The following is an 18,302-nucleotide window of genomic DNA, read 5'->3' on the forward strand; positions in this document are numbered from 1 at the left end:
CGGCCCCGGAGTTGATCCGGGGTTGAACGAAGCCCCGTTCTTCTCTTGAGAGCGACGGATCGAGAAAAGTACGGCCCTTCGACAAGCTCAGGGCGAACGGAGACTGAAATGTCCGATTACGACTACGACGTCCTTGTCATCGGCGCCGGTCCCGGCGGTTATGTCGCGGCGATCCGCGCGGCGCAGCTGGGGCTCAAGACCGCGTGCGCCGAGGGGCGTGAGACGCTGGGTGGCACCTGTCTCAACGTCGGCTGCATCCCGTCGAAGGCGATGCTCCATGCGTCCGAGTATTTCGATGCGGCGGCGAACGGGTCGATGGCGGCCATGGGCGTCAAAGTGAAGCCCGAGCTCGACCTCGATACGATGCACGGCCAGCGCCGCGATGCGGTCAAAGGGCTGACCGGCGGCATCGAGTTCCTGTTCAAGAAGAACAAGGTAGACTGGCTGAAGGGCTATGCGCAATTCAAGTCGGCCGACACGGTGGATGTTGCGGGAAAGAGCTATCGCGCAAAGAATATCATCATCGCCACCGGGTCGTCGGTGACCCCGCTTCCGGGGGTCGAGGTCGATAACGACAAGCAGGTTATCGTGGATTCGACCGGTGCACTCGAGCTGGCGAAGGTGCCGGGCCACATGGTCGTGATCGGCGGCGGCGTGATCGGGCTGGAGCTGGGCAGCGTGTGGCGCCGGCTGGGCGCCAAGGTCACCTGCGTCGAGTTTCTCGATCAGATCCTGCCCGGCATGGACGCCGACGTTCGCAAGGAAGCGAACAAGATCTTCAAGAAGCAGGGCATCGAATTCAAGCTCAAGACCAAGGTGACCAAGGCCGAGGTGAAGGGCAAGAAGGCCGTGCTGACGCTCGAACCCGCCGCCGGTGGCGAGGCGGAGACGCTGGAAGCCGATGTCGTCCTCGTTTCGATCGGCCGCCGTCCGAACACCGACGGCCTCGCGCTCGACAAGGCGGGGCTGACCACGAACCAGCGCGGTCAGATCGAGACCGATCATGATTTCCGCACCGCCGTCGACGGCATCTGGGCGATCGGCGACGTCGTTCCGGGGCCAATGCTTGCACACAAGGCCGAGGACGAAGGCATCGCCTGTGCCGAGAATGTCGCGGGGCAGACGGGCATCGTCAATCACGATGTCATCCCGTCGGTCGTCTACACCTGGCCCGAAATCGCGGGCGTCGGGCTGACCGAGGAGCAGGCGAAGGAAAAGGGCGAGGTCAAGGTCGGCAAATTCCCGATGCTCGCGAACAGCCGCGCCAAGACCAACCACGAGCCCGACGGTTTCGTGAAGGTGATCGCAGACGCCAGGACCGACCGCGTGCTGGGCGTATGGTGCATCGCGAGCGTCGCGGGCACGATGATCGCGCAGGCGGCGCAGGCGATGGAGTTTGGCGCGACGTCCGAAGACATCGCCTATACCTGCCACGCGCACCCGACGCACAGCGAAGCGATCAAGGAAGCCGCGATGGCGGTGACAGGCAAGCCGATCCACATCTGACCGGTGCTCATTTCGCTGGCGCGGACCGGCGGCGCGTTACGATGCCATCATCGCGCGCCATCGCTCCATTGCCTCCGCGCTCCAGACTTCTTCGCGTGCGGGATAGATGTCGGCGAAATTCGGCGTGTCAGCGGGCAATTGAACCCAAGGCAGCTTGCTGCGCGTGAAGATGTGGACGTCGGGCGGGCACGCGGCCGGGTCGTCGAGCGTGCCGACGCGCACGAACGAGGATCGCCGTCCGGCTTTCGGATAATGACTCCACAGCGCGATGTGGCAACTGGGGCAGCGCGCAATCTCTTGCCCGCGGCCGCTTTCGGATGGCGTCATCACCAGTTCGACCGTCCCTTCGACTTGCAGGCGGTCGCTCTCGATCATCGCATTGACAACAAAGGCGGTTCCCGTTTCGCGCTGGCAGTGGCGGCAGTGACAGCAATGGACGATCATCGGTGCGCTCGTCAGTTCATAGCTGACGTCCCCGCAAGCGCATTGACCTTTCATCATCAACCTCCTCGCGCATCGTCCATTGTGCAGCTGCGGGGCGAGTGTTAGCGCCGCCGATGATGGAAACCCAGTCCCTCATTCGCTTGATCGACCTGATCGGCATCGGCGTTTTTGCGCTTTCGGGCGCGCTGATGGCGGTGCGGCTGCGGCAGACGCTCGTGACCGCGGCCTTTTTTGCGCTCGTCACCGGGGTCGGCGGGGGCAGCGTGCGCGACCTGCTGATCGGCGCGCCGGTCTTTTGGGTGCAGGATGGGGCGATCGCCGCGGTGTGCATCGCGATCGCGCTGATCGTCTGGGTCACGCCCGAACGCTGGTGGCAGGGGCAATTGCTCGAATGGGCGGACGCGGTGGGACTCGCCGCCTACGCCGTGTTCGGCACCGCCAAGGCGCTCGCGTGGGGCGTGCCGCCCGTGCCGGCGCTGCTGATGGGGGTCATCACCGGCTGCGTCGGCGGGACGATCCGCGACATTTTGGCGGGGGTGCCGTCGATCATCGTACGCCCCGAGGTTTATGTGACCGCAGCGGCGCTGGCGTCGGGTCTGTTCCTGCTGCTGATCTGGCTGGGCGCTGGAACGCCGGTGGCGGCAGTGGCCGGCGCGCTCGCAGGCTTTGCGCTGCGCGGCGCTGCGATCCACTGGTCGCTTGCCCTCCCTCCGTATCGCGGCCCCCGGAGTGACGGCTAGGCTTGCCTAATCGGCCGAGTGGCGGCAGATTGGCCTTGTGAACAATCGTGTCAGCACCGATCGCCGGTGCGGCTTGGCCAGGGAAATTGCATGCAGACCGAACAGGCGGCGGTGAACGGCATCGACATTACCTATGAGGATCGCGGGCCGAAGGATGCGCCCGCGATCCTGATGGTGATGGGGCTGGGCGGCCAGTTGACGCTGTGGCCCGACGAATTCGTCGCGGCGCTGAACGAGCGCGGTTTCCGCACGATCCGCTACGACAATCGGGACGTCGGGCTTTCGACGCGCTTTGACGCGGCGGGGGTGCCGAACCTGAAATGGATGTTCGTGAAGGCGGCGTTCGGCCTGCCGGTGCGATCCGCCTACACGCTCGCCGATATGGCCGCCGACGGCATCGGCCTGCTCGACCATCTGGGCATTGGCCAGGCGCATATCGTCGGCGTGTCGATGGGCGGCATGATTTCGCAGCATATCGCCGCGCGCTATCCGGAGCGCGTGCTGACGCTTGCGTCGGTGATGTCGACAACGGGCAACCGCCGATTACCGCGCGCGCGCAAGGAAGCGATGCAGGCGCTCGCCAACCGGCCGACGAGCGGCGATAAGGAGGCGCTGATTGCCTATGGGGTGAAGGCAGCGCGGGTGATCGGCAGCCCCGGCTATCCGTCCGACGAGGACCGGCTCCAGCGCCGCGTGCGCACCGATTTCGAGCGCGGCTGGTATCCGCCGGGTTTCGCGCGGCAGGTTGCGGCGATCGTTGCTGACGGTGACCGGCGGTCGATGCTGAAGTCGATCAAGGCGCCGACGCTGGTGATTCACGGCGAAGACGACCCGCTCGTCCCGCTGGCGGGGGGACGTGACACCGCGGCGAATATCGCGGGCGCGCGGCTGATGACGATCCCCGGCATGGGGCACGACCTGCCGCTGGCGCTCGTCGACACGCTGGCCGATGCGATTGCGGGGCATATTGCGAAGAAAACGAAGGTCGCGGCCTAAGGGACGATCTCGGTTTCAAAACCCGTCATTGCGAGCGAAGCGAAGCAATCCAGATTAGCGCAAACCGCTCTGGATTGCTTCGCTTCGCTCGCAATGACGAACTCGTTATTTCAATAGAAGCGCCAGCGTCGCCAGAAAACCCTTTGCTTCGCCCTTGCCCGGCCGCGGGACGGCGGGCAAATAGGCGCGGCAGTCGAGGCACGACGCCTGGATCGAGCCCGTCTGCGTCAGCATCGTCAGATCCTGCACCAGCCGCCGCTCGGTGAGCTGGCGGTTCATCGCCGCGATGCCAAACCAGCCGCGGGGGAGCGCGGCGGTTTCTTCCTCGCCGCCGTCCGACCATTTGGCGAGCATTTTGGAAAACTCGCTCGGCTCTTCCTCGAAATATTTGGCGTGGAAATCGCCCTCGACCTTCGCGAGCTTCGCCGCGGCGGCAAGCGCGTCGGGCAGGCCGCCGAACTGGTCGACAAGGCCAAGCTGGCGCGCGGTGCCGCCCGCCCACACGCGCCCTTCGGCGATCGGCAGGATCTTGTCGAGCGGCTGATTGCGGTTCTTGGCAACGAGGCCGGTGAAGCGCGTATAAATGTCCTCGACGCTCGCCTGCGCCAGCGCGTTGAATTCGTCGTTCACCCCGCCGACAATGTCGGGCTGGCCCGACAGCGGCGTCGTTGCGATGCCGTCGGCGTTGACGCCGATCTTGGCGAGCGCCTGGTCGAAGCTCGGCAGGATGCCGAACACGCCGATCGATCCGGTGATCGTGTCGGGTTCGGCAAAGATGCGGTCGGCCGGGGTCGAAATCCAGTAACCCCCCGACGCGGCGACATTGGCCATCGACACGACGACGGGCAGTTTCTTGGCCTTGGCGGCGAGCAGCGCCTGACGGATTTCCTCCGACGCCAGCACCGATCCCCCGGGCGAATCGACGCGCAGGACGATCGCCTTGACGCTGCTGTCGGTCGCGGCGTCGAGGATATGTTCGGCGATCGTCGTGCCGCCCGCGAGGCCGGCCGGCGCTTCGCCATCGACGATTTCGCCGACGACGGGAACTACCGCGATCGCGCTGCCCGGCTGAGCGGGCGGGTTCGCCGCGACCCAATTTTCGAGCGGGATGGCGTTAAAGTCCCACGGCGTGCCATCGTCGGTGGCGCCGCTGATTTCCGCGACGCGGCGGCTGAACGCCATGCGGCTGCCGAGCTTGTCGATAAGGCCCGCATCGAGCGAGGCTTTCGACAGGTCGTTGCCCGCGGCGCGCACGGCGCCTGCCGTGTCGGCGATATAGGCGTCAAGTTTGGCCGCCGGGCGCGCCTTTTTGACGTCCGCCAGCCAATTGTCCCACAGGACGCCTGCATAGGCGAGGTTGGCTTCCTTCGCCTCGGGTGACTGGTCGCTGCGCAGATACGGCTCGACCGCGCTCTTGAAAGTGCCAACGCGATAGATGTTGGCGGTGATCCCCAGCCGGTCCATCAGCCCCTTATAATAGAGGCGCGACCCGCCCGGCCCCGCGATCGCAACGCCGCCGATGCTGTCGGCCCAGATTTCGCTCGCGTGCGAGGCGATCTGATAGCTGTCGGTGGTGTATGCGGTGGCAAAGGCGAGCACGGGTTTTTTCTTCGCGCGCACCTTGTCGATGGCGCCGCCGATGTCGGCCAGCGACACCTGTCCGCCGCCAAGGAAACGGTCGAGGTCGAGCACGACCGAGGTGATGCGCTTGTCCTCCGCAGCGGTTTCGAGCGCGTGGACGACGTCGCGCGTGCGGATTTCCTTGATCTGCGCGCCGCCCGACAGCGCCGTGAAAGGATCGACTTCGGTCGGCTGTTCGCTGACGAGCCCGTCGAGTTCGATCAGCAGCGCCCCCTGGTTGACCGGCAGCCCGGCATTGGGGCGCCCGGCGAGCAGTCCGAACAGTGCGACGAAGAAGAGCAGCAGGAATATGAGCGCCAGCGCATCCTTGATTCCGACGAGCAGGTTCCAGACCTTGCGCGGAAAGCTGGTCGTGCGGTGCGGCTTCTCCTCGCCCGGAAGCGGCCGGCGGACGGGGATGGCCCAAGGGCCGGCGGGATCGTTGGGCGTGGTCGCGCTACTGTCGGTCATCGGACAAATCTAGGGATGCGCCCCGTCCTTGGCAATGCACGCTTCGACGGGAGGGCGACAGCACGGCACCGGCAGCGTCAAAGCCAACCTTCGCGGCGATACCAGCGCACCGTTTCGGCGAGCGCATCGTCGGTCTCGCGCCCGGGCCGCCAGAGCGCCGCAGGCGGGCGCGCGCCCTCGGTCACCACCCAGTCGGGATGCGCGATATAGCGCGCGCGGTCGGGGGTCAGCTTGGCCCGGCCGCGGCGCACGAACCTGTCGATGCGTCCGCCGGCCTTGAGCAGCAGTGCCGGGGCCGCGAGCGTCGGCACATAGGCGCGGCCGACCGCGCGGCCGATCGCGCGGGCAAAGCCGCGGTGCGACCAACCGCCCGGCACCCCGTCGTCGGGTTCATAGATTTGGCCGATGCTCGTTTCGCGGTCGGCGGCAAGCGCGACGAGCAGGCACGCGAGATCATCGACATAGATCGCCGACATTCGTCCCTTGGGAGGCAGCAGCGCGATACCGCGCCGGACCATGCGGAACAGGTCGAGCATCTCGGTATCGCCGGGCCCGAACACCGCGGGCGGGCGCACGATGGTCCAGTCGAGCCCGCTGTCCTGAACGACGACCTCGGCGCGCTCCTTCGACCAGCCATAGTCCGAAAGGCCCGGTTCGCGCGCCGCCAGCGACGAGACATGGACGAAGCGTGACACCCCGGCATCGCGCGCGGCCTTGACGACATTCGCGGTAGCGGTGGCATTGCCCGCCTCGAAGGCTTCGCGGCTGGGCACGTTGACGACGCCGGCGATGTGCATGACGACGTCGGCGTCCGCCGCCATTTCGGCCAGGCTGTCGGGCCGGTCGAGTGCGCCGGCGATCCAGGTCACGCCGTCGCGCTCGGGCTGCGGCCGGCGGGTGAGGGCGCGGACGTGCCAGCCCGCTTCGACCGCTTCGCGGAGCGTCGCGCGGCCGACGAAACCGGTTGCGCCGGTCATCGCCAGCACGCGCTGCGTCACAGCAACACCAGATGGTCGCGGTGGACGATGGCGCTGCGCGGCGCATAGCCAAGCGCGGCCGCCTGCGCCTCGCGGCCGAGGCCGGCGATTGCGGCGGCGTCGGCCGCGGGATATTCGGACAGGCCGCGCGCGACGACGCGCCCGTCGGGTCCGGCGATATCGAGGATGTCGCCGCGCGCAAATGCGCCCGATACCGCGGTCACCCCGGCAGCGAGCAGGCTCGCGCCGCCCGCCAGTGCCTTGATCGCACCCGCGTCGATCGTCAGCCGTCCTTCGGCGGTCAGCCCGCCGGCGAGCCACGCCTTGCGCGCGTTTGCGCCACGCTCGGCGACGAACAGGCTGTGCCGCGCCTCAGCCGACAGCGGGCGGTCGACCCGGCCCGACGCGATGGCGAGATGCGCGCCCGCGGCGTTGGCAATGCGCGCCGCGGCGATTTTCGACACCATGCCGCCCGATCCCATGCCCGATGCCGATCCGGTGTCGGCCATCGCCTCGATCTTGGCGTCGATCCGCTCGATCCGCGCGATATGCACCGCGCCCGGATGCGCGGGGTTGCGGTCATAGAGGCCGTCGATGTCGGACAGCAGGATGACGCCGCGCGCCGCGGCAGCCTGCGCGACGCGCGCGGCGAGCCGGTCGTTGTCGCCGAAACGGATTTCCTCGGTCGCGACGCTGTCATTCTCATTGATGATCGGCACAACGCCCAGGCTGAGCAGCCGGTCGAGCGTCGCCGCGGCGTTGAGGTAGCGGCGGCGATGCTCCAGATCGCCGAGCGTCACGAGCATCTGCGCCGCGGTCAGCCCTTCGGCGCCCAGCACCTCGGCCCACACCTGGCTGAGCGCGATCTGCCCGGTCGCGGCGGCGGCCTGCGCATCCTCCAGGCTCGCGCGGCCGCCTTTGGGAGCCCCAGCCGCCGCGCGCCGAGTGCGATCGCGCCCGACGACACGACGGCGACCTGCTGGCCCGCGCGCGCGCGCTCGGCGATGTCGGCGGCGATGCCCGTCAGCCAGTCGCGCCGCACCGCGCCATCGGGATCGACGAGCAGCGCCGACCCGATCTTGACGATCAGCCGCGGGCAGGAGGCAGGCGGGAACAGGCTCATGCCGCCGCCGATAGCGCGGCCGCCGCGCCGCGCCAATGCGAATGTCGCGATGCGGGCGTGCCGCGCCAGCCGGGTCCAAAGGTCATGCAGGCTCCAGAGGAGGGGCGGTGACGCAGACGGCGCCGCGACGTGTGGGGCTTAAAGCGACAAAATATACGCATGTGCGCAGCTAAATTGTCTCCTTTGTCGCTTTAAGCGCGATTTGCCGAAGCCGGTGATGTCAAAGAGCGAGAGGGAGGCTGGCACGTCGCGGCGAAATAGGACAGCGAATTTTGGGGGGCGGCACAAACCTCGGGGCAGGCGGCGCCGAACTGGACGCCCGGCGCCGATTGCCATAACGCTGCGCGCTCGGGGGGATCATGGGGAGGGGGCCATGCAGCCACATATGACCGCCGCCGAGGCGCGGCATTTCGAATTGCAGCTGGCGGGGCTCGGTTCGCTGCTCGAATTCGGCTGCGGCGGCAGCACGCTCGTCGCGGCGCGGCAGGTGCGGCGGATCGTCAGCGTCGACAGCGATGCCGCCTGGCTTGCGCGCGTGCAGGCGGACATTGCGGCCGAGCCCGTTGAATTCACCCCGATCCACATCGACATCGGTCGGGTCGGCGAGTGGGGCTATCCGGTCGATGAGAGCCGCCTTCGCGACTGGCCGCGCTATCACACGCAGGTCTGGCGCGGCATGGGGGGCAGTCCCGACGCGGTGCTGATCGACGGGCGCTTTCGTGTCGCCTGCCTGCTCCAGGCGGTCATCCACTGCAAACCCGACTGCATCCTGCTGTTCCACGATTTTGCCGATCGACCGCATTATCATGCCGTGCTGCGCCATGTAGACGTGCTGACGCGCGTCGATACGCTGGCGGTGATGCGCGCCAAGCAGAAAGTCGACGGCAAGGTGGTGCTGCACGATCTGTTCGACCATTATCTGAACCCCGATTGACGGCGCGCGTTCGCTTCGGCACATCGCGGCGCATGTCGAGCATCGCCCCCGTCATCGAAACCGATCGCCTGCGCCTGCGCCCCGGCCGCCTTTCCGACAAGGATACGCATATCGCGATGTGGGCCGACGCGCGCGTTACGCGGTTTATCGGCGGCGAACCGCGCGCGCCCGACGTCAGCTGGGGCAAGTTCCTGAGTGCGGCGGGGCTGTGGCCGGTGATGGGTTTCGGTTACTGGGTGTTCGCCGACCGCGCGAGCGACGCGCTGATCGGTATGGGCGGATTATCCTATTTCGGGCGGGGCATCGCCGAACTGGAGGGGGTGCCCGAAGCGGGGTGGGCGTTCGACGCCGATCATTGGGGCGCGGGCTATGCGACCGAGGCGATGACTGCGGTACTTGGCTGGGCCGACGCGCACCTCGATGCAACGGACGTGCGCTGCATCATCGACCGCGGCCATGAGGCGTCGGAGCGCGTCGCGGCGAAGCTGGGGTTCCGCCACATCGGCGACACCGACGCGCTGGGGCATCTGACGGCGATTTATTCGCGGCCGCGGGGCGGGTAAGGACCAACCGTCGCCCCCGCGCAGGCGGGGGCCGCAGGCGGTTTAAGTTTCAGTGCCGGGCAAGGGCGGCCCCGCCTGCGCGGGGGCGACGCTTTGCTATGCCAGCTCGACCATCAGCACCCCACCGTCGGCGCTCACCACGCGCACCTTGCTGCCCTCGGCCGCGTCGGGACCGCGCACCGGCCATTCGCCGTCGCCGACCTTGGCACGGCCGCGGCCATCCTCGATCGCCTTGGTCACCGTCAGCACCTCGCCGACCAGGCGGCCGCCGCGCTGGTTGAGATAGGGGTCGGTCGTGGTGATCGGGTTCGCCTTAAGCCACCGGCGCCCGCCATAAAGCGCGACGAACGACAGCAGGGCAAAGATGCCGAGCTGAAGCGGGATGCCGAGCGGTATAACCCAGGCGATGACGCCGGTGACGATCGCCGCCGCGCCGATCCAGATCAGGAAAAAGCCGGGCGCGACGATCTCGGCCGCGGCGAGCAGCACGCCAAGCGAAAGCCACGCCCAATGCGGTTCCATATTGGCGAGCCAGTCGGGCATGTCAGGCTCCCGTCTTGCGTTCGAGGGCATCCTTGGCAAGTTCGCCGATGCCGCCGAGCGTCCCGATCAGCTGCGTCGCTTCGACCGGGAACAGGATCGTCTTGCTGTTCGGGCTGGTGGCGAACTGGCTGACGGCTTCGACATATTTCTGCGCGATGAAATAGTTGATCGCCTGCGCATTGCCGCTGGCGATCGCGTCGCTGACCATCTGCGTCGCCTTGGCTTCGGCCTCGGCTTCGCGCTCGCGCGCTTCGGCATCGCGGAAAGCGGCTTCGCGGCGGCCCTCGGCCTGGAGGATCTGGCCCTGCTTCTCGCCCTCGGCGCGCAGGATTTCCGACGCCCGCAGCCCTTCGGCTTCGAGGATCGCAGCGCGCTTTTCGCGCTCCGCCTTCATCTGGCGCGCCATGGCATTCGAAATGTCGGCGGGCGGGCGGATGTCCTTGATCTCGACGCGCGTGATCTTGACCCCCCATGGCGTCGTCGCGTCGTCGACGACGTGCAGCAGGCGCGCGTTGATTTCGTCGCGTTTCGACAGCGTTTCGTCAAGGTCCATCGACCCCATCACGGTGCGCAGGTTCGTCGTCGTCAGGTTCATGATCGACAGATAAAGGTCGCTGACCTCATAGGCCGCTTTGGCGGCGTCGAGCACCTGAAAGAACACCACCCCGTCGACCGCGACCATCGCATTGTCCTTGGTGATGATTTCCTGTCCCGGGATGTCGAGCACCTGTTCCATCATGTTCACCTTGCGCCCGACACGGTCGAAGATCGGCATGATGAAGTTGAGCCCCGGCTGCGCGGTGTGCGTGTAGCGGCCGAAGCGTTCGATCGTATAGGCGAAGCCCTGGCGCACGGGCGTCAACGCCCAGATCAGGAACACCAGCGCCAGAACGACCAGTGCAAGTGCAAATTCCATCGATCATCCCCTCTTGCAAAAACGTCTCTTTGCAAACCCGCCTTCCTTATTGCGGCAACCGCGCGGCTACGCCACAGAAAAGCGCATGACCGATTTTGCCCCCCGCTCGCTGCTCTATGTTCCAGGATCGAACGCCCGCGCGCTTGAAAAGGCCGCGGGTCTTGCGGCCGACTTGCTGATTATCGACCTGGAGGATGCCGTGCCCGCCGATCGCAAGGCCGAGGCGCGCGCGGCCATGCGCGCGGCGGTGACCGCGGGCTATCCGGGCAAGCGTGTCGCGGTGCGCGTCAACGCGACGGGCGGCCTCGGGCAGGCGGACGACCTGGCCGCTATTGCGGGGCTGGCGCTCGACGCGGTGGTGCTGCCGAAAGTCGATGCGCCGGACGATCTGGGCCCGCTGCGTGCGCTCGGCCTGCCCGTCCTCGCGATGATCGAGACACCCGCCGCCATCTATGCCGCGCGGGAGATCGCCGCGGACGACGCCGTCGCGGGGCTGATCGCGGGGCTCAACGACCTCGCGCACGAACTGAAGCTGCCGGACGGTATGGACCGCAGCGCGATGAGCCACGCAATCCAGGCGATTGTGCTCGCGGCGCGCGCGGCCGGCGTCTGGTGCTTCGACGGCGTTTACAATGCGATCGACGACGCCGCGGGCTTCGCCGCCGAGGCGGCCGAGGGGCGGCGGCTGGGCTTCGACGGCAAGACGCTGATCCACCCATCGCAGGTAGATCCGTGCAACGCCGCCTTTGCGCCGACGGCGCGTGAGATTGCCGCGGCCGAGGCATTGGTCGCGGCGGCAACCGGCGGCGCGCAGCGGCACGAGGGGCGGATGATCGAGGATATGCACGTCGCGGCGGCGCGCGCGTTGCTCGCGCGGACGGGGCGGTGAGGTTTTAGCCCCTCCCCTTCAGGGGAGGGGTTGGGGTGGGGCCATCGGCCTTGCGCAAGGCCGATGGCCCCACCCTGCGACTAGCGAACAAGTTCGCAAGTCTCGCTGCCCTCCCCTGAAGGGGAGGGCGTAAGCACGCCCTTCGTCGTTCGACGAACCGCCTTGCCTGCCCGCGGCGGAAATGTCATGCCGCGCGCCCATGACAACCATGCCCTTCCGCGCCGCCATTGCAGCCGTCGCCCTGATCGCCCTATCGACCCCCGTTCTGGCCGCGCCCGCCAAGGCGGACGCCCCGATTACCGAGGCGGACCTTGCCGCGCATATCAAGGTGCTGGCGGACGATGCGTTCGAGGGGCGCGCGCCGGGCACCGACGGCGAGGATCGCACAATTGCCTATATCGTCGGCGAATGGGCAAAGGCGGGGCTCCAAGCGGTGCCGGGCAGCGCAACCCCGTGGCTCCAGCCGGTGCCCTTTGTCGAGACGCAGGCGCTGGGCGGCACAGGGACGTTCAAGGTGAACGGCCGCGATTTCGCGCTCGGCGATGACGGCGTCGTCGTGAGCGGGCGTGAAGCATCGGTGACGCTCGCGGGCGTTCCCGCAGTCTTCGTCGGCTATGGAGTCGATGGTGCAGGTCAGGTCAATGCCGACGTCCGGGGCAAGCTCGCGATCATGCTGTTCGACAACGCGCCCTTTGGCGACAAGCTGCCGCGCTATCGCGAACGGCGTCAGCTGCTCGCCGATGCGGGCGCCTCCGCGGTGCTGGTGATCGCAACCGATGCGGTGCCGTGGGATGCGCTGCGCGAAAGCGTCGGCAGCAAATCCATGCGCCTTGCCAGCGCCAGGGTGGGCGCGCCGGTGAGCGGTTTCCTGTCGGGCGCCGCCGCGAACGCTCTGTTTAGAGCCGCGGGACAGGATGGCGCCGCGCTACGCGAGGCGGCCAAAGCGTCGGACTATCGAGGCGCAGCGCTGTCCGTGACCGCGGACTTTACCGCACAATCGGCGGTTCGCCCCTTCGCCAGCCACAATGTCGTTGCAAGGCTGCCGGGCGCGAAGCCCGACGGCAAGGCCGTGCTGTTCTTGGGCCACTGGGACCATCTGGGCATCTGCGCGCCCGAGGGCGAGACCGACCGCATCTGTAACGGCGCGGTCGACAATGCGAGCGGGATCGCGATGCTGATCGAGGTTGCGAAGCGGCTGGGCAAGGGCGTGCGCCCCGACCGCGATGTTTATTTCCTCGCGACGACGGCAGAGGAGCAGGGCCTGCTTGGCGCGCGTTATTTTGCCGATCATCCGGTGGTTCCGCTCGGCGACATCACCGTTGCGCTCAACGTCGACACAGTTGCGATTTCGCCGCGCGGCACGCCCGTGGCGACGATCGGCCGCGGCAAGCCCGCCTATGACGCAGTGGTGCGTGAGGTGGCGACCAGGCTGGGCCGCACGCTCGACGAGGATGGCGAGGCCGACCCCTTCATCCAGCGGCAGGACGGCTGGGCGCTGGGCGCGAAGGGTGTCGCTTCGCTGATGGTCGGCGGCAGCTTTTCGGACATGAAACTGCTCGAGGCATTCCTCGGCAGCGACTATCACCGGCCGGGCGACAATTTCTCCGACAAGATACCGCTCGGGGGCGCGGCCGAGGATGCCGATCTGCACGTCGCGCTGGGACGGGCGTTTGCCGACACGAAGCGGTGGGCCGTCAAGTAGCTCTGTAGCGCGTCATTGCGAGGAGCCGGAGGCGACGCGGCAATCTCCAGCCCTCGACCTTACGCAAAGGTCGAGGGCTGGAGATTACTTCGCTGCGCTCGCAATGACGAGAAAGAAATTAAGCCGCCTGCTTGGCGCGATCCGCCATTTCCTGATTGAGCATCTCTGCCAGCAGAAAGGCGAGTTCGAGCGACTGCCCCGCGTTCAAACGCGGGTCGCAGTGGGTGTGATAACGGTCGGCGAGGTCCATCTGCGTCACGTCCATCGCGCCGCCGGTGCATTCGGTGACATTCTGGCCGGTCATCTCGATATGGATGCCGCCGCCATGCGTGCCCTCGGCGCGGTGCACGGCGAAGAAGCCGCGCACTTCGGCGAGGATACGCTCGAACGGGCGCGTCTTATAGCCGTTGGGCGTCTTGATGACGTTGCCGTGCATCGGGTCGCACGACCAGACGACGGGATGCCCCGATTCCTTCACCGCGCGCACCAGCCTGGGCAGATGCGCCTCGATCTTGTCATGGCCATAGCGTGTAATGAGCGTCATCCGCCCAGCGACATGATTGGGATTGAGCGTGTCGAGCAGGCGCAGCAGCGCGTCGGGCTCCAGGCTGGGCCCGCATTTCATGCCGACCGGATTGCCGATGCCGCGCAGATATTCGATATGCGCCGAGCCTTCGAATCGCGTGCGGTCGCCAACCCACAGGAAATGCCCCGAGGTGTCGTACCAGCCGCCGGTCAGGCTGTCCTGCCGCGTCAGCGCCTGCTCATAGGGGAGCAGCAGCGCCTCATGGCTGGTATAGAAGCTGGTGCCCTTGATCTGCGGCACCGTCTCGGGCGTGACGCCGCATGCTTCCATGAAAGCGAGGGCTTCGGAAATCCGCGCGGCGGTTTCCTGATATTTCTTCGCCCAGGGGCTACGGTCCATGAAATCATGCGTCCAGGCGTTGACCTGGTGAAGATTGGCATAGCCGCCGCCGGCGAAGGCGCGCAGCAGGTTCAGCGTCGCCGCCGACTGGTTATACGCCTTGACCATGCGCGCAGGGTCGGGCTCGCGGCCTGCTTCCTCGAACGCGATGTCGTTGATGATGTCGCCGCGATAGCTCGGCAGCGAAACGCCATCCACGTCTTCCATATCGGCCGAGCGCGGCTTGGCGAACTGCCCCGCCATGCGGCCGAGCTTCACCACCGGCATTTTCGAGGCGAAGGTCAGCACGACCGCCATCTGGAGGAGAACGCGGAAGGTATCGCGAATATTGTTCGGATGGAATTCGGCAAAGCTTTCGGCGCAATCGCCGCCCTGCAGCAGGAACGCCTTGCCCTCGGCAACGCGCGCGAGTTCGCTCGTCAGCTCGCGCGCTTCGCCGGCGAAGACAAGCGGCGGATAGCCCGCGAGCTCGCGTTCGGCGGCGGCGAGCGCATCGGCGTCGCGATAAGTGGGCAGCTGGCGTGCCTCGTGCGAGCGCCAGCTATGCGGTTGCCAGTTTTTCGTCATCTGCCTGTCATTTTCATCATCGAATCATGCGCCCCATGGCGCCAATGGCCGCCGGACGCAATGTGTGCGGGACGATTGGGGCGGAAAATTAGCATTATCGTGACATTTGCGCACCTATGCTTTTCTTCAGGACCATGAACTGATAGTTTCTTGCGGGACTTTGGCGTGTGGGAGGGCGTTCAAGGTTCTGGGCTATCGACGACGTCATACACCCAATGGCCCGGTGCGGGCCGGGATGCGAGCGATTGGCTATGGCGAGTTCCGACTCCGCGTGGTTCCTTTACGGGGCATTGCTGCTCCTTCTGGCGACGAGTTTCGTCGTGCGTATCGATTATGTGCGCATCGGCCTTGCCGCCGCGGCGCTGGTCGCGCTGCCGCTCACCCTCTTTCGCGCGTCTGACCCCGGTTACAGCCTGCTTGTCCTTGCGATCCTTGCGGTCAACATCGGCATCCTCATGCGGTTGTGGCTGCGCGGCGCGAAGGTGCGCTTCTCGCCCGAAGACGAGGAACTGCGGCGCCGGCATTTTCCGGGGCTCAGCGCGCACGCGGCGCGCGGTCTGATCGACCAGGGGCATTGGATCTCAGCGAAGCGTGGCGAGGTGCTGATCCGCGAAAGCCAGGCAGCACCCAGCCTTTTCTATCTGGCGGAGGGGCGCGCGGCGATTCTGCGCGACGGGGTCGAGGTCGGCCGCTTGTCCGACGGCGAGCTGATTGGCGAGGCGACGGTGCTCGACGGATCGCATGCGACGGGTACGGTCGTGCTGGGCAGCAACGCGCGGCTGTGGTTCGTCCCCGCCGCGGCCCTCCGCGCCTATCTGGCGGCCAATCCCGATATCGCGGCCGAGCTGCACGAGGGGTTCGCGCGCGCGTTGCGCGGCAAGCTGGCGAGCGCGAACACGCGCATCGCGGACCGCGCCGTGGTTTCGTGATGATCGCCGCGGTGCAGCCTCGTATCTGCAACCGCCGCCTGCTAATCCCTCCGCCATGACGATGATTCTCTATGGCATTCCCAACTGCGATACGGTGAAGAGGGCGCGCCGCTGGCTTGATGAGCGGGGTGTGGCACACCGGTTCCACGACTTTCGGAAAGACGGCTTGGACCCTGAACGGCTTCAGCGCTGGATCGACGAACTCGGATGGGAAAAGCTGCTCAACAAGGCCGGTACGACCTTTCGCAAATTGCCCGATGAAGCCAAGGCGGAACTTGATGCGGGCTCGGCCAAGGCGTTGATGCTCGAGCAACCGGCGATGATCCGGCGGCCGGTGGTGGAGACCGGGGACGGGGTCAGCATAGGCTTTTCCGCCGACGACTGGCAGGCGCGCTTTGCGGCATGATGCGCTGGGTTGCGGCCCTTCTGGCCCTCATGCCGCTCGCCGGCTGTTCGGCTGATCCGGTGATGGCCGAGCCCACGCTTGACGGTAAACCGCCCGTCGTCATCGCGCACCGCGGCGCGTCGGGCGAGCGGCCCGAACATACGATCGCGAGCTATCGTCTGGCGATCGAGCAGGGCGCCGACTTCATCGAACCCGATCTGGTGCTCACGCGCGACGGTGTGCTCGTGGCGCGTCACGAGAATGAGATTTCGGAGACGACCGACGTCGCGGACCGGCCAGAATTTGCCAATCGCAAGGCGACAAAGACGATCGACGGAGACGAGGTGACGGGCTGGTTCACCGAGGATTTCACGCTCGCCGAGCTCAAGACCTTGCGCGCGAAGGAACGGCTGCCGCAACTGCGCGGAACGGCGTTCGACGGGCGGTTCGCGGTGCCGACCTTCGAGGAGATACTGACGCTGCTCGCCGAGGTGAACCGCGGGCGCACCAAGCCCGTCGGCGTTTATCCCGAGACCAAGCATCCGAGCTATTTCGCGTCGATCGGCCTGCCGCACGAAGCGCCGCTCCTCGAACTGCTCGATCGCTTCGGCTATCGTGGCCGCACTGCACCGGTGTTCGTTCAGAGCTTCGAGGTGGGCAATCTCATCGATCTGCGCGAAAAAACCGACCTCCCGCTGATCCAGCTGGTCGATGCGAGCGGCGGTCCCGCCGACCGGCCCGACGCGAGCTACGCCGCCATGACGTCGCCGGCGGGTCTCAGATTGATCGCGGCCTACGCCGACGGGATCGGTCCGAACAAGGCGATGGTCATTCCGCGCGGGATGCTCGGACGGCTCGGTGAACCGACCGGTCTGGTGCGCGACGCTCATAAAGCGGGGCTGAAAGTGCATCCCTGGACGTTTCGCCGCGAAAATTATTTTCTGCCGCTCAGCGACAAGGGTGGCCTCAATCCCGCGGCGCATGGCGACCTGGGCGGCGAGATCGCTGCTTATCTTGCGACAGGCATCGACGGCCTGTTCAGCGACAATGTGCGCGAAGCGGTCGCGGCGGTGGGCGACGCGCGGGCTCGTTGAGCGCAGCGCGCAAGTGCGCGCATTCCGGATTGCGTTGGCAATATATGGTCGCATCGGCTAAGCCCTCGCGCCATGTCTACTCTCCCCAAAACGCTCACCCTCGACACATCCACCAGCCGCGCGAACCCGACGCCGCAGCCGATGAAGCGCCTGACGGTGCCGCGTATCCGGCAGCGCAAGGGGGGCGAGCCGATCGTGATGCTCACCGCCTATACGGTGCGCATGGCGCAACTGCTCGACCCGCATTGCGACATGCTGCTCGTCGGCGATTCGCTCGCGCAGGTGATCTACGGCCTGCCGCATACCGTCGGCGTCACGATGGAGATGATGGCGCTGCACGGCGCCGCGGTCGTGCGTGGCAGCTATCATGCGGCGGTGATCGTCGATATGCCCTTCGGCAGCTATGAAGCGAGCCCGCAGCTGGCGTTCGACAACGCCGCGCGGCTCCTGAAAGAAACGGGCGCGGCGGCGGTGAAGGTCGAGGGCGGCAAGGTGCTGGCCCCGACGATCGAATTCCTGACCCAGCGCGGCATTCCGGTGATGGGTCATGTCGGGCTGACCCCGCAGGCGGTGAACATCCTCGGCGGCTATGGCGTGCGCGGCAAGAGCGAGGAGGAGGCCCGCTCAATCGTCGAGGATGCGGTCGCAGTCGCGCAGGCGGGCGCCTTTTCGATCGTCATCGAAGGCGTGCTCGAATCGATTGCGATCGAGATCACGAACAAGGTCAATTGCCCGACGATCGGCATCGGTGCATCCGCCGAGTGTGACGGCCAGGTGCTCGTCACCGATGACATGCTGGGGATGTTCGAGCGCGTTCCCAAATTCGTCAAGCGCTATCAGGATCTTGGGAACATCATCAGCGGCGCGGCACAGGACTATGCCAGCGAAGTCAGGTCCCGTTCATTCCCGACCGAGGAACAGATTTATACGGGTTGACGGCCTCGCGCCCCCGGACAAGTGAAACGCTTGGCCTTTCAT

17 protein-coding genes and 1 pseudogene are annotated in these 18,302 nt (G+C 66.6%); 11 read left to right on the forward strand and 7 right to left on the reverse strand.

Annotation, left to right across the window (positions count from 1 at the left end; translation table 11 throughout):
• The first annotated feature begins 108 nt into the window (after positions 1 to 108).
• A complete protein-coding gene (gene lpdA / locus VSX77_RS09775; protein ID WP_338424417.1) occupies positions 109 to 1,506 on the forward strand; it encodes a dihydrolipoyl dehydrogenase in 1,398 nt (465 codons plus the stop codon).
• Positions 1,507 to 1,542: 36 nt separating this feature from the next.
• On the opposite strand, the gene VSX77_RS09780 is transcribed toward lpdA, so the two are convergent.
• Positions 1,543 to 2,004: a GFA family protein gene (locus VSX77_RS09780; protein WP_338424418.1), complete on the reverse strand. Its 462-nt coding sequence runs from the start codon at positions 2,002 to 2,004 to the stop codon at positions 1,543 to 1,545.
• A gap of 62 nt (positions 2,005 to 2,066) precedes the next feature.
• Between VSX77_RS09780 and VSX77_RS09785 the strand changes: the two genes are divergently transcribed.
• Both VSX77_RS09785 and VSX77_RS09790 read left to right on the forward strand, forming a co-directional pair.
• Positions 2,067 to 2,690: a trimeric intracellular cation channel family protein gene (locus VSX77_RS09785; protein WP_338424419.1), complete on the forward strand. Its 624-nt coding sequence runs from the start codon at positions 2,067 to 2,069 to the stop codon at positions 2,688 to 2,690.
• A 90-nt stretch (positions 2,691 to 2,780) separates the two neighbouring features.
• Positions 2,781 to 3,686 carry an alpha/beta fold hydrolase gene (locus VSX77_RS09790; protein WP_338424420.1) on the forward strand — a complete coding sequence of 302 codons (906 nt, stop codon included), beginning with the start codon at positions 2,781 to 2,783 and terminating at the stop codon, positions 3,684 to 3,686.
• 105 nt (positions 3,687 to 3,791) lie between these two features.
• Here VSX77_RS09790 and sppA read toward each other — a convergent pair whose 3' ends face one another.
• The 3 genes and pseudogenes from sppA to proB all read right to left on the reverse strand — a co-directional run bounded on the left by sppA (position 3,792) and on the right by proB (position 7,877).
• Positions 3,792 to 5,777: a signal peptide peptidase SppA gene (gene sppA, locus VSX77_RS09795; protein WP_338424421.1), complete on the reverse strand. Its 1,986-nt coding sequence runs from the start codon at positions 5,775 to 5,777 to the stop codon at positions 3,792 to 3,794.
• 77 nt (positions 5,778 to 5,854) lie between these two features.
• Positions 5,855 to 6,754, reverse strand: coding sequence for an SDR family oxidoreductase (locus VSX77_RS09800; RefSeq protein ID WP_338427251.1), 900 nt, complete (start codon positions 6,752 to 6,754; stop codon positions 5,855 to 5,857).
• A gap of 17 nt (positions 6,755 to 6,771) precedes the next feature.
• A pseudogene (proB, locus tag VSX77_RS09805) lies at positions 6,772 to 7,877 on the reverse strand (glutamate 5-kinase).
• Between the two features lie 373 nt (positions 7,878 to 8,250).
• On the opposite strand from proB, the gene VSX77_RS09810 reads away from it, so the two are divergent.
• Both VSX77_RS09810 and VSX77_RS09815 read left to right on the forward strand, forming a co-directional pair.
• Entirely contained in the window at positions 8,251 to 8,811 is a 561-nt protein-coding gene (locus tag VSX77_RS09810; protein ID WP_338424422.1) for a hypothetical protein, read from the forward strand.
• Between the two features lie 32 nt (positions 8,812 to 8,843).
• Positions 8,844 to 9,374, forward strand: coding sequence for a GNAT family N-acetyltransferase (locus tag VSX77_RS09815; RefSeq protein WP_338424423.1), 531 nt, complete (start codon positions 8,844 to 8,846; stop codon positions 9,372 to 9,374).
• A 96-nt stretch (positions 9,375 to 9,470) separates the two neighbouring features.
• Here VSX77_RS09815 and VSX77_RS09820 read toward each other — a convergent pair whose 3' ends face one another.
• A complete protein-coding gene (locus VSX77_RS09820; protein ID WP_338424424.1) occupies positions 9,471 to 9,917 on the reverse strand; it encodes an NfeD family protein in 447 nt (148 codons plus the stop codon).
• Position 9,918: 1 nt separating this feature from the next.
• Positions 9,919 to 10,833: an SPFH domain-containing protein gene (locus VSX77_RS09825; RefSeq protein WP_338424425.1), complete on the reverse strand. Its 915-nt coding sequence runs from the start codon at positions 10,831 to 10,833 to the stop codon at positions 9,919 to 9,921.
• Between the two features lie 85 nt (positions 10,834 to 10,918).
• Between VSX77_RS09825 and VSX77_RS09830 the strand changes: the two genes are divergently transcribed.
• Both VSX77_RS09830 and VSX77_RS09835 read left to right on the forward strand, forming a co-directional pair.
• The gene (locus tag VSX77_RS09830) at positions 10,919 to 11,722 is read left to right on the forward strand and encodes an HpcH/HpaI aldolase/citrate lyase family protein (RefSeq protein WP_338424426.1); all 804 of its coding nucleotides are present in this window, start codon (positions 10,919 to 10,921) and stop codon (positions 11,720 to 11,722) included.
• A 199-nt stretch (positions 11,723 to 11,921) separates the two neighbouring features.
• Positions 11,922 to 13,424, forward strand: coding sequence for a M28 family peptidase (locus VSX77_RS09835; RefSeq protein ID WP_338424427.1), 1,503 nt, complete (start codon positions 11,922 to 11,924; stop codon positions 13,422 to 13,424).
• A gap of 118 nt (positions 13,425 to 13,542) precedes the next feature.
• On the opposite strand, the gene VSX77_RS09840 is transcribed toward VSX77_RS09835, so the two are convergent.
• Positions 13,543 to 14,916, reverse strand: coding sequence for a class II 3-deoxy-7-phosphoheptulonate synthase (locus VSX77_RS09840; RefSeq protein ID WP_338424428.1), 1,374 nt, complete (start codon positions 14,914 to 14,916; stop codon positions 13,543 to 13,545).
• 251 nt (positions 14,917 to 15,167) lie between these two features.
• On the opposite strand from VSX77_RS09840, the gene VSX77_RS09845 reads away from it, so the two are divergent.
• The 4 genes from VSX77_RS09845 (at position 15,168) to panB (ending at position 18,260) form a co-directional block, all read left to right on the forward strand.
• The gene (locus VSX77_RS09845) at positions 15,168 to 15,845 is read left to right on the forward strand and encodes a Crp/Fnr family transcriptional regulator (protein ID WP_338424429.1); all 678 of its coding nucleotides are present in this window, start codon (positions 15,168 to 15,170) and stop codon (positions 15,843 to 15,845) included.
• A gap of 55 nt (positions 15,846 to 15,900) precedes the next feature.
• Entirely contained in the window at positions 15,901 to 16,251 is a 351-nt protein-coding gene (locus VSX77_RS09850; protein ID WP_338424430.1) for an ArsC family reductase, read from the forward strand.
• On the forward strand, positions 16,248 to 17,324 hold the full coding sequence (locus tag VSX77_RS09855; protein WP_338424431.1) for a glycerophosphodiester phosphodiesterase: 1,077 nt from the start codon (positions 16,248 to 16,250) through the stop codon (positions 17,322 to 17,324). Before VSX77_RS09850 ends, VSX77_RS09855 begins: the two co-directional genes overlap by 4 nt.
• A 72-nt stretch (positions 17,325 to 17,396) precedes the next feature.
• A complete protein-coding gene (gene panB / locus VSX77_RS09860) occupies positions 17,397 to 18,260 on the forward strand; it encodes a 3-methyl-2-oxobutanoate hydroxymethyltransferase (protein ID WP_338424432.1) in 864 nt (287 codons plus the stop codon).
• Positions 18,261 to 18,302: the final 42 nt, after the last annotated feature.

This window comes from Sphingopyxis sp. TUF1, from assembly GCF_036687315.1.
Lineage (GTDB): Bacteria > Pseudomonadota > Alphaproteobacteria > Sphingomonadales > Sphingomonadaceae > Sphingopyxis > Sphingopyxis kveilinensis.

Bases quoted from the DNA above. Each gene is read 5' to 3' on its own strand.
- lpdA (WP_338424417.1), top strand. From the start codon at position 109: ATGTCCGATTACGACTACGACGTCCTTGTCATCGGCGCCGGTCCCGGC.
- VSX77_RS09780 (WP_338424418.1), bottom strand. From the start codon at position 2,004: ATGAAAGGTCAATGCGCTTGCGGGGACGTCAGCTATGAACTGACGAGC.
- VSX77_RS09785 (WP_338424419.1), top strand. From the start codon at position 2,067: ATGGAAACCCAGTCCCTCATTCGCTTGATCGACCTGATCGGCATCGGC.
- VSX77_RS09790 (WP_338424420.1), top strand. From the start codon at position 2,781: ATGCAGACCGAACAGGCGGCGGTGAACGGCATCGACATTACCTATGAG.
- sppA (WP_338424421.1), bottom strand. From the start codon at position 5,777: ATGACCGACAGTAGCGCGACCACGCCCAACGATCCCGCCGGCCCTTGG.
- VSX77_RS09800 (WP_338427251.1), bottom strand. From the start codon at position 6,754: ATGACCGGCGCAACCGGTTTCGTCGGCCGCGCGACGCTCCGCGAAGCG.
- VSX77_RS09810 (WP_338424422.1), top strand. From the start codon at position 8,251: ATGCAGCCACATATGACCGCCGCCGAGGCGCGGCATTTCGAATTGCAG.
- VSX77_RS09815 (WP_338424423.1), top strand. From the start codon at position 8,844: ATGTCGAGCATCGCCCCCGTCATCGAAACCGATCGCCTGCGCCTGCGC.
- VSX77_RS09820 (WP_338424424.1), bottom strand. From the start codon at position 9,917: ATGCCCGACTGGCTCGCCAATATGGAACCGCATTGGGCGTGGCTTTCG.
- VSX77_RS09825 (WP_338424425.1), bottom strand. From the start codon at position 10,833: ATGGAATTTGCACTTGCACTGGTCGTTCTGGCGCTGGTGTTCCTGATC.
- VSX77_RS09830 (WP_338424426.1), top strand. From the start codon at position 10,919: ATGACCGATTTTGCCCCCCGCTCGCTGCTCTATGTTCCAGGATCGAAC.
- VSX77_RS09835 (WP_338424427.1), top strand. From the start codon at position 11,922: ATGACAACCATGCCCTTCCGCGCCGCCATTGCAGCCGTCGCCCTGATC.
- VSX77_RS09840 (WP_338424428.1), bottom strand. From the start codon at position 14,916: ATGACGAAAAACTGGCAACCGCATAGCTGGCGCTCGCACGAGGCACGC.
- VSX77_RS09845 (WP_338424429.1), top strand. From the start codon at position 15,168: ATGGCGAGTTCCGACTCCGCGTGGTTCCTTTACGGGGCATTGCTGCTC.
- VSX77_RS09850 (WP_338424430.1), top strand. From the start codon at position 15,901: ATGACGATGATTCTCTATGGCATTCCCAACTGCGATACGGTGAAGAGG.
- VSX77_RS09855 (WP_338424431.1), top strand. From the start codon at position 16,248: ATGATGCGCTGGGTTGCGGCCCTTCTGGCCCTCATGCCGCTCGCCGGC.
- panB (WP_338424432.1), top strand. From the start codon at position 17,397: ATGTCTACTCTCCCCAAAACGCTCACCCTCGACACATCCACCAGCCGC.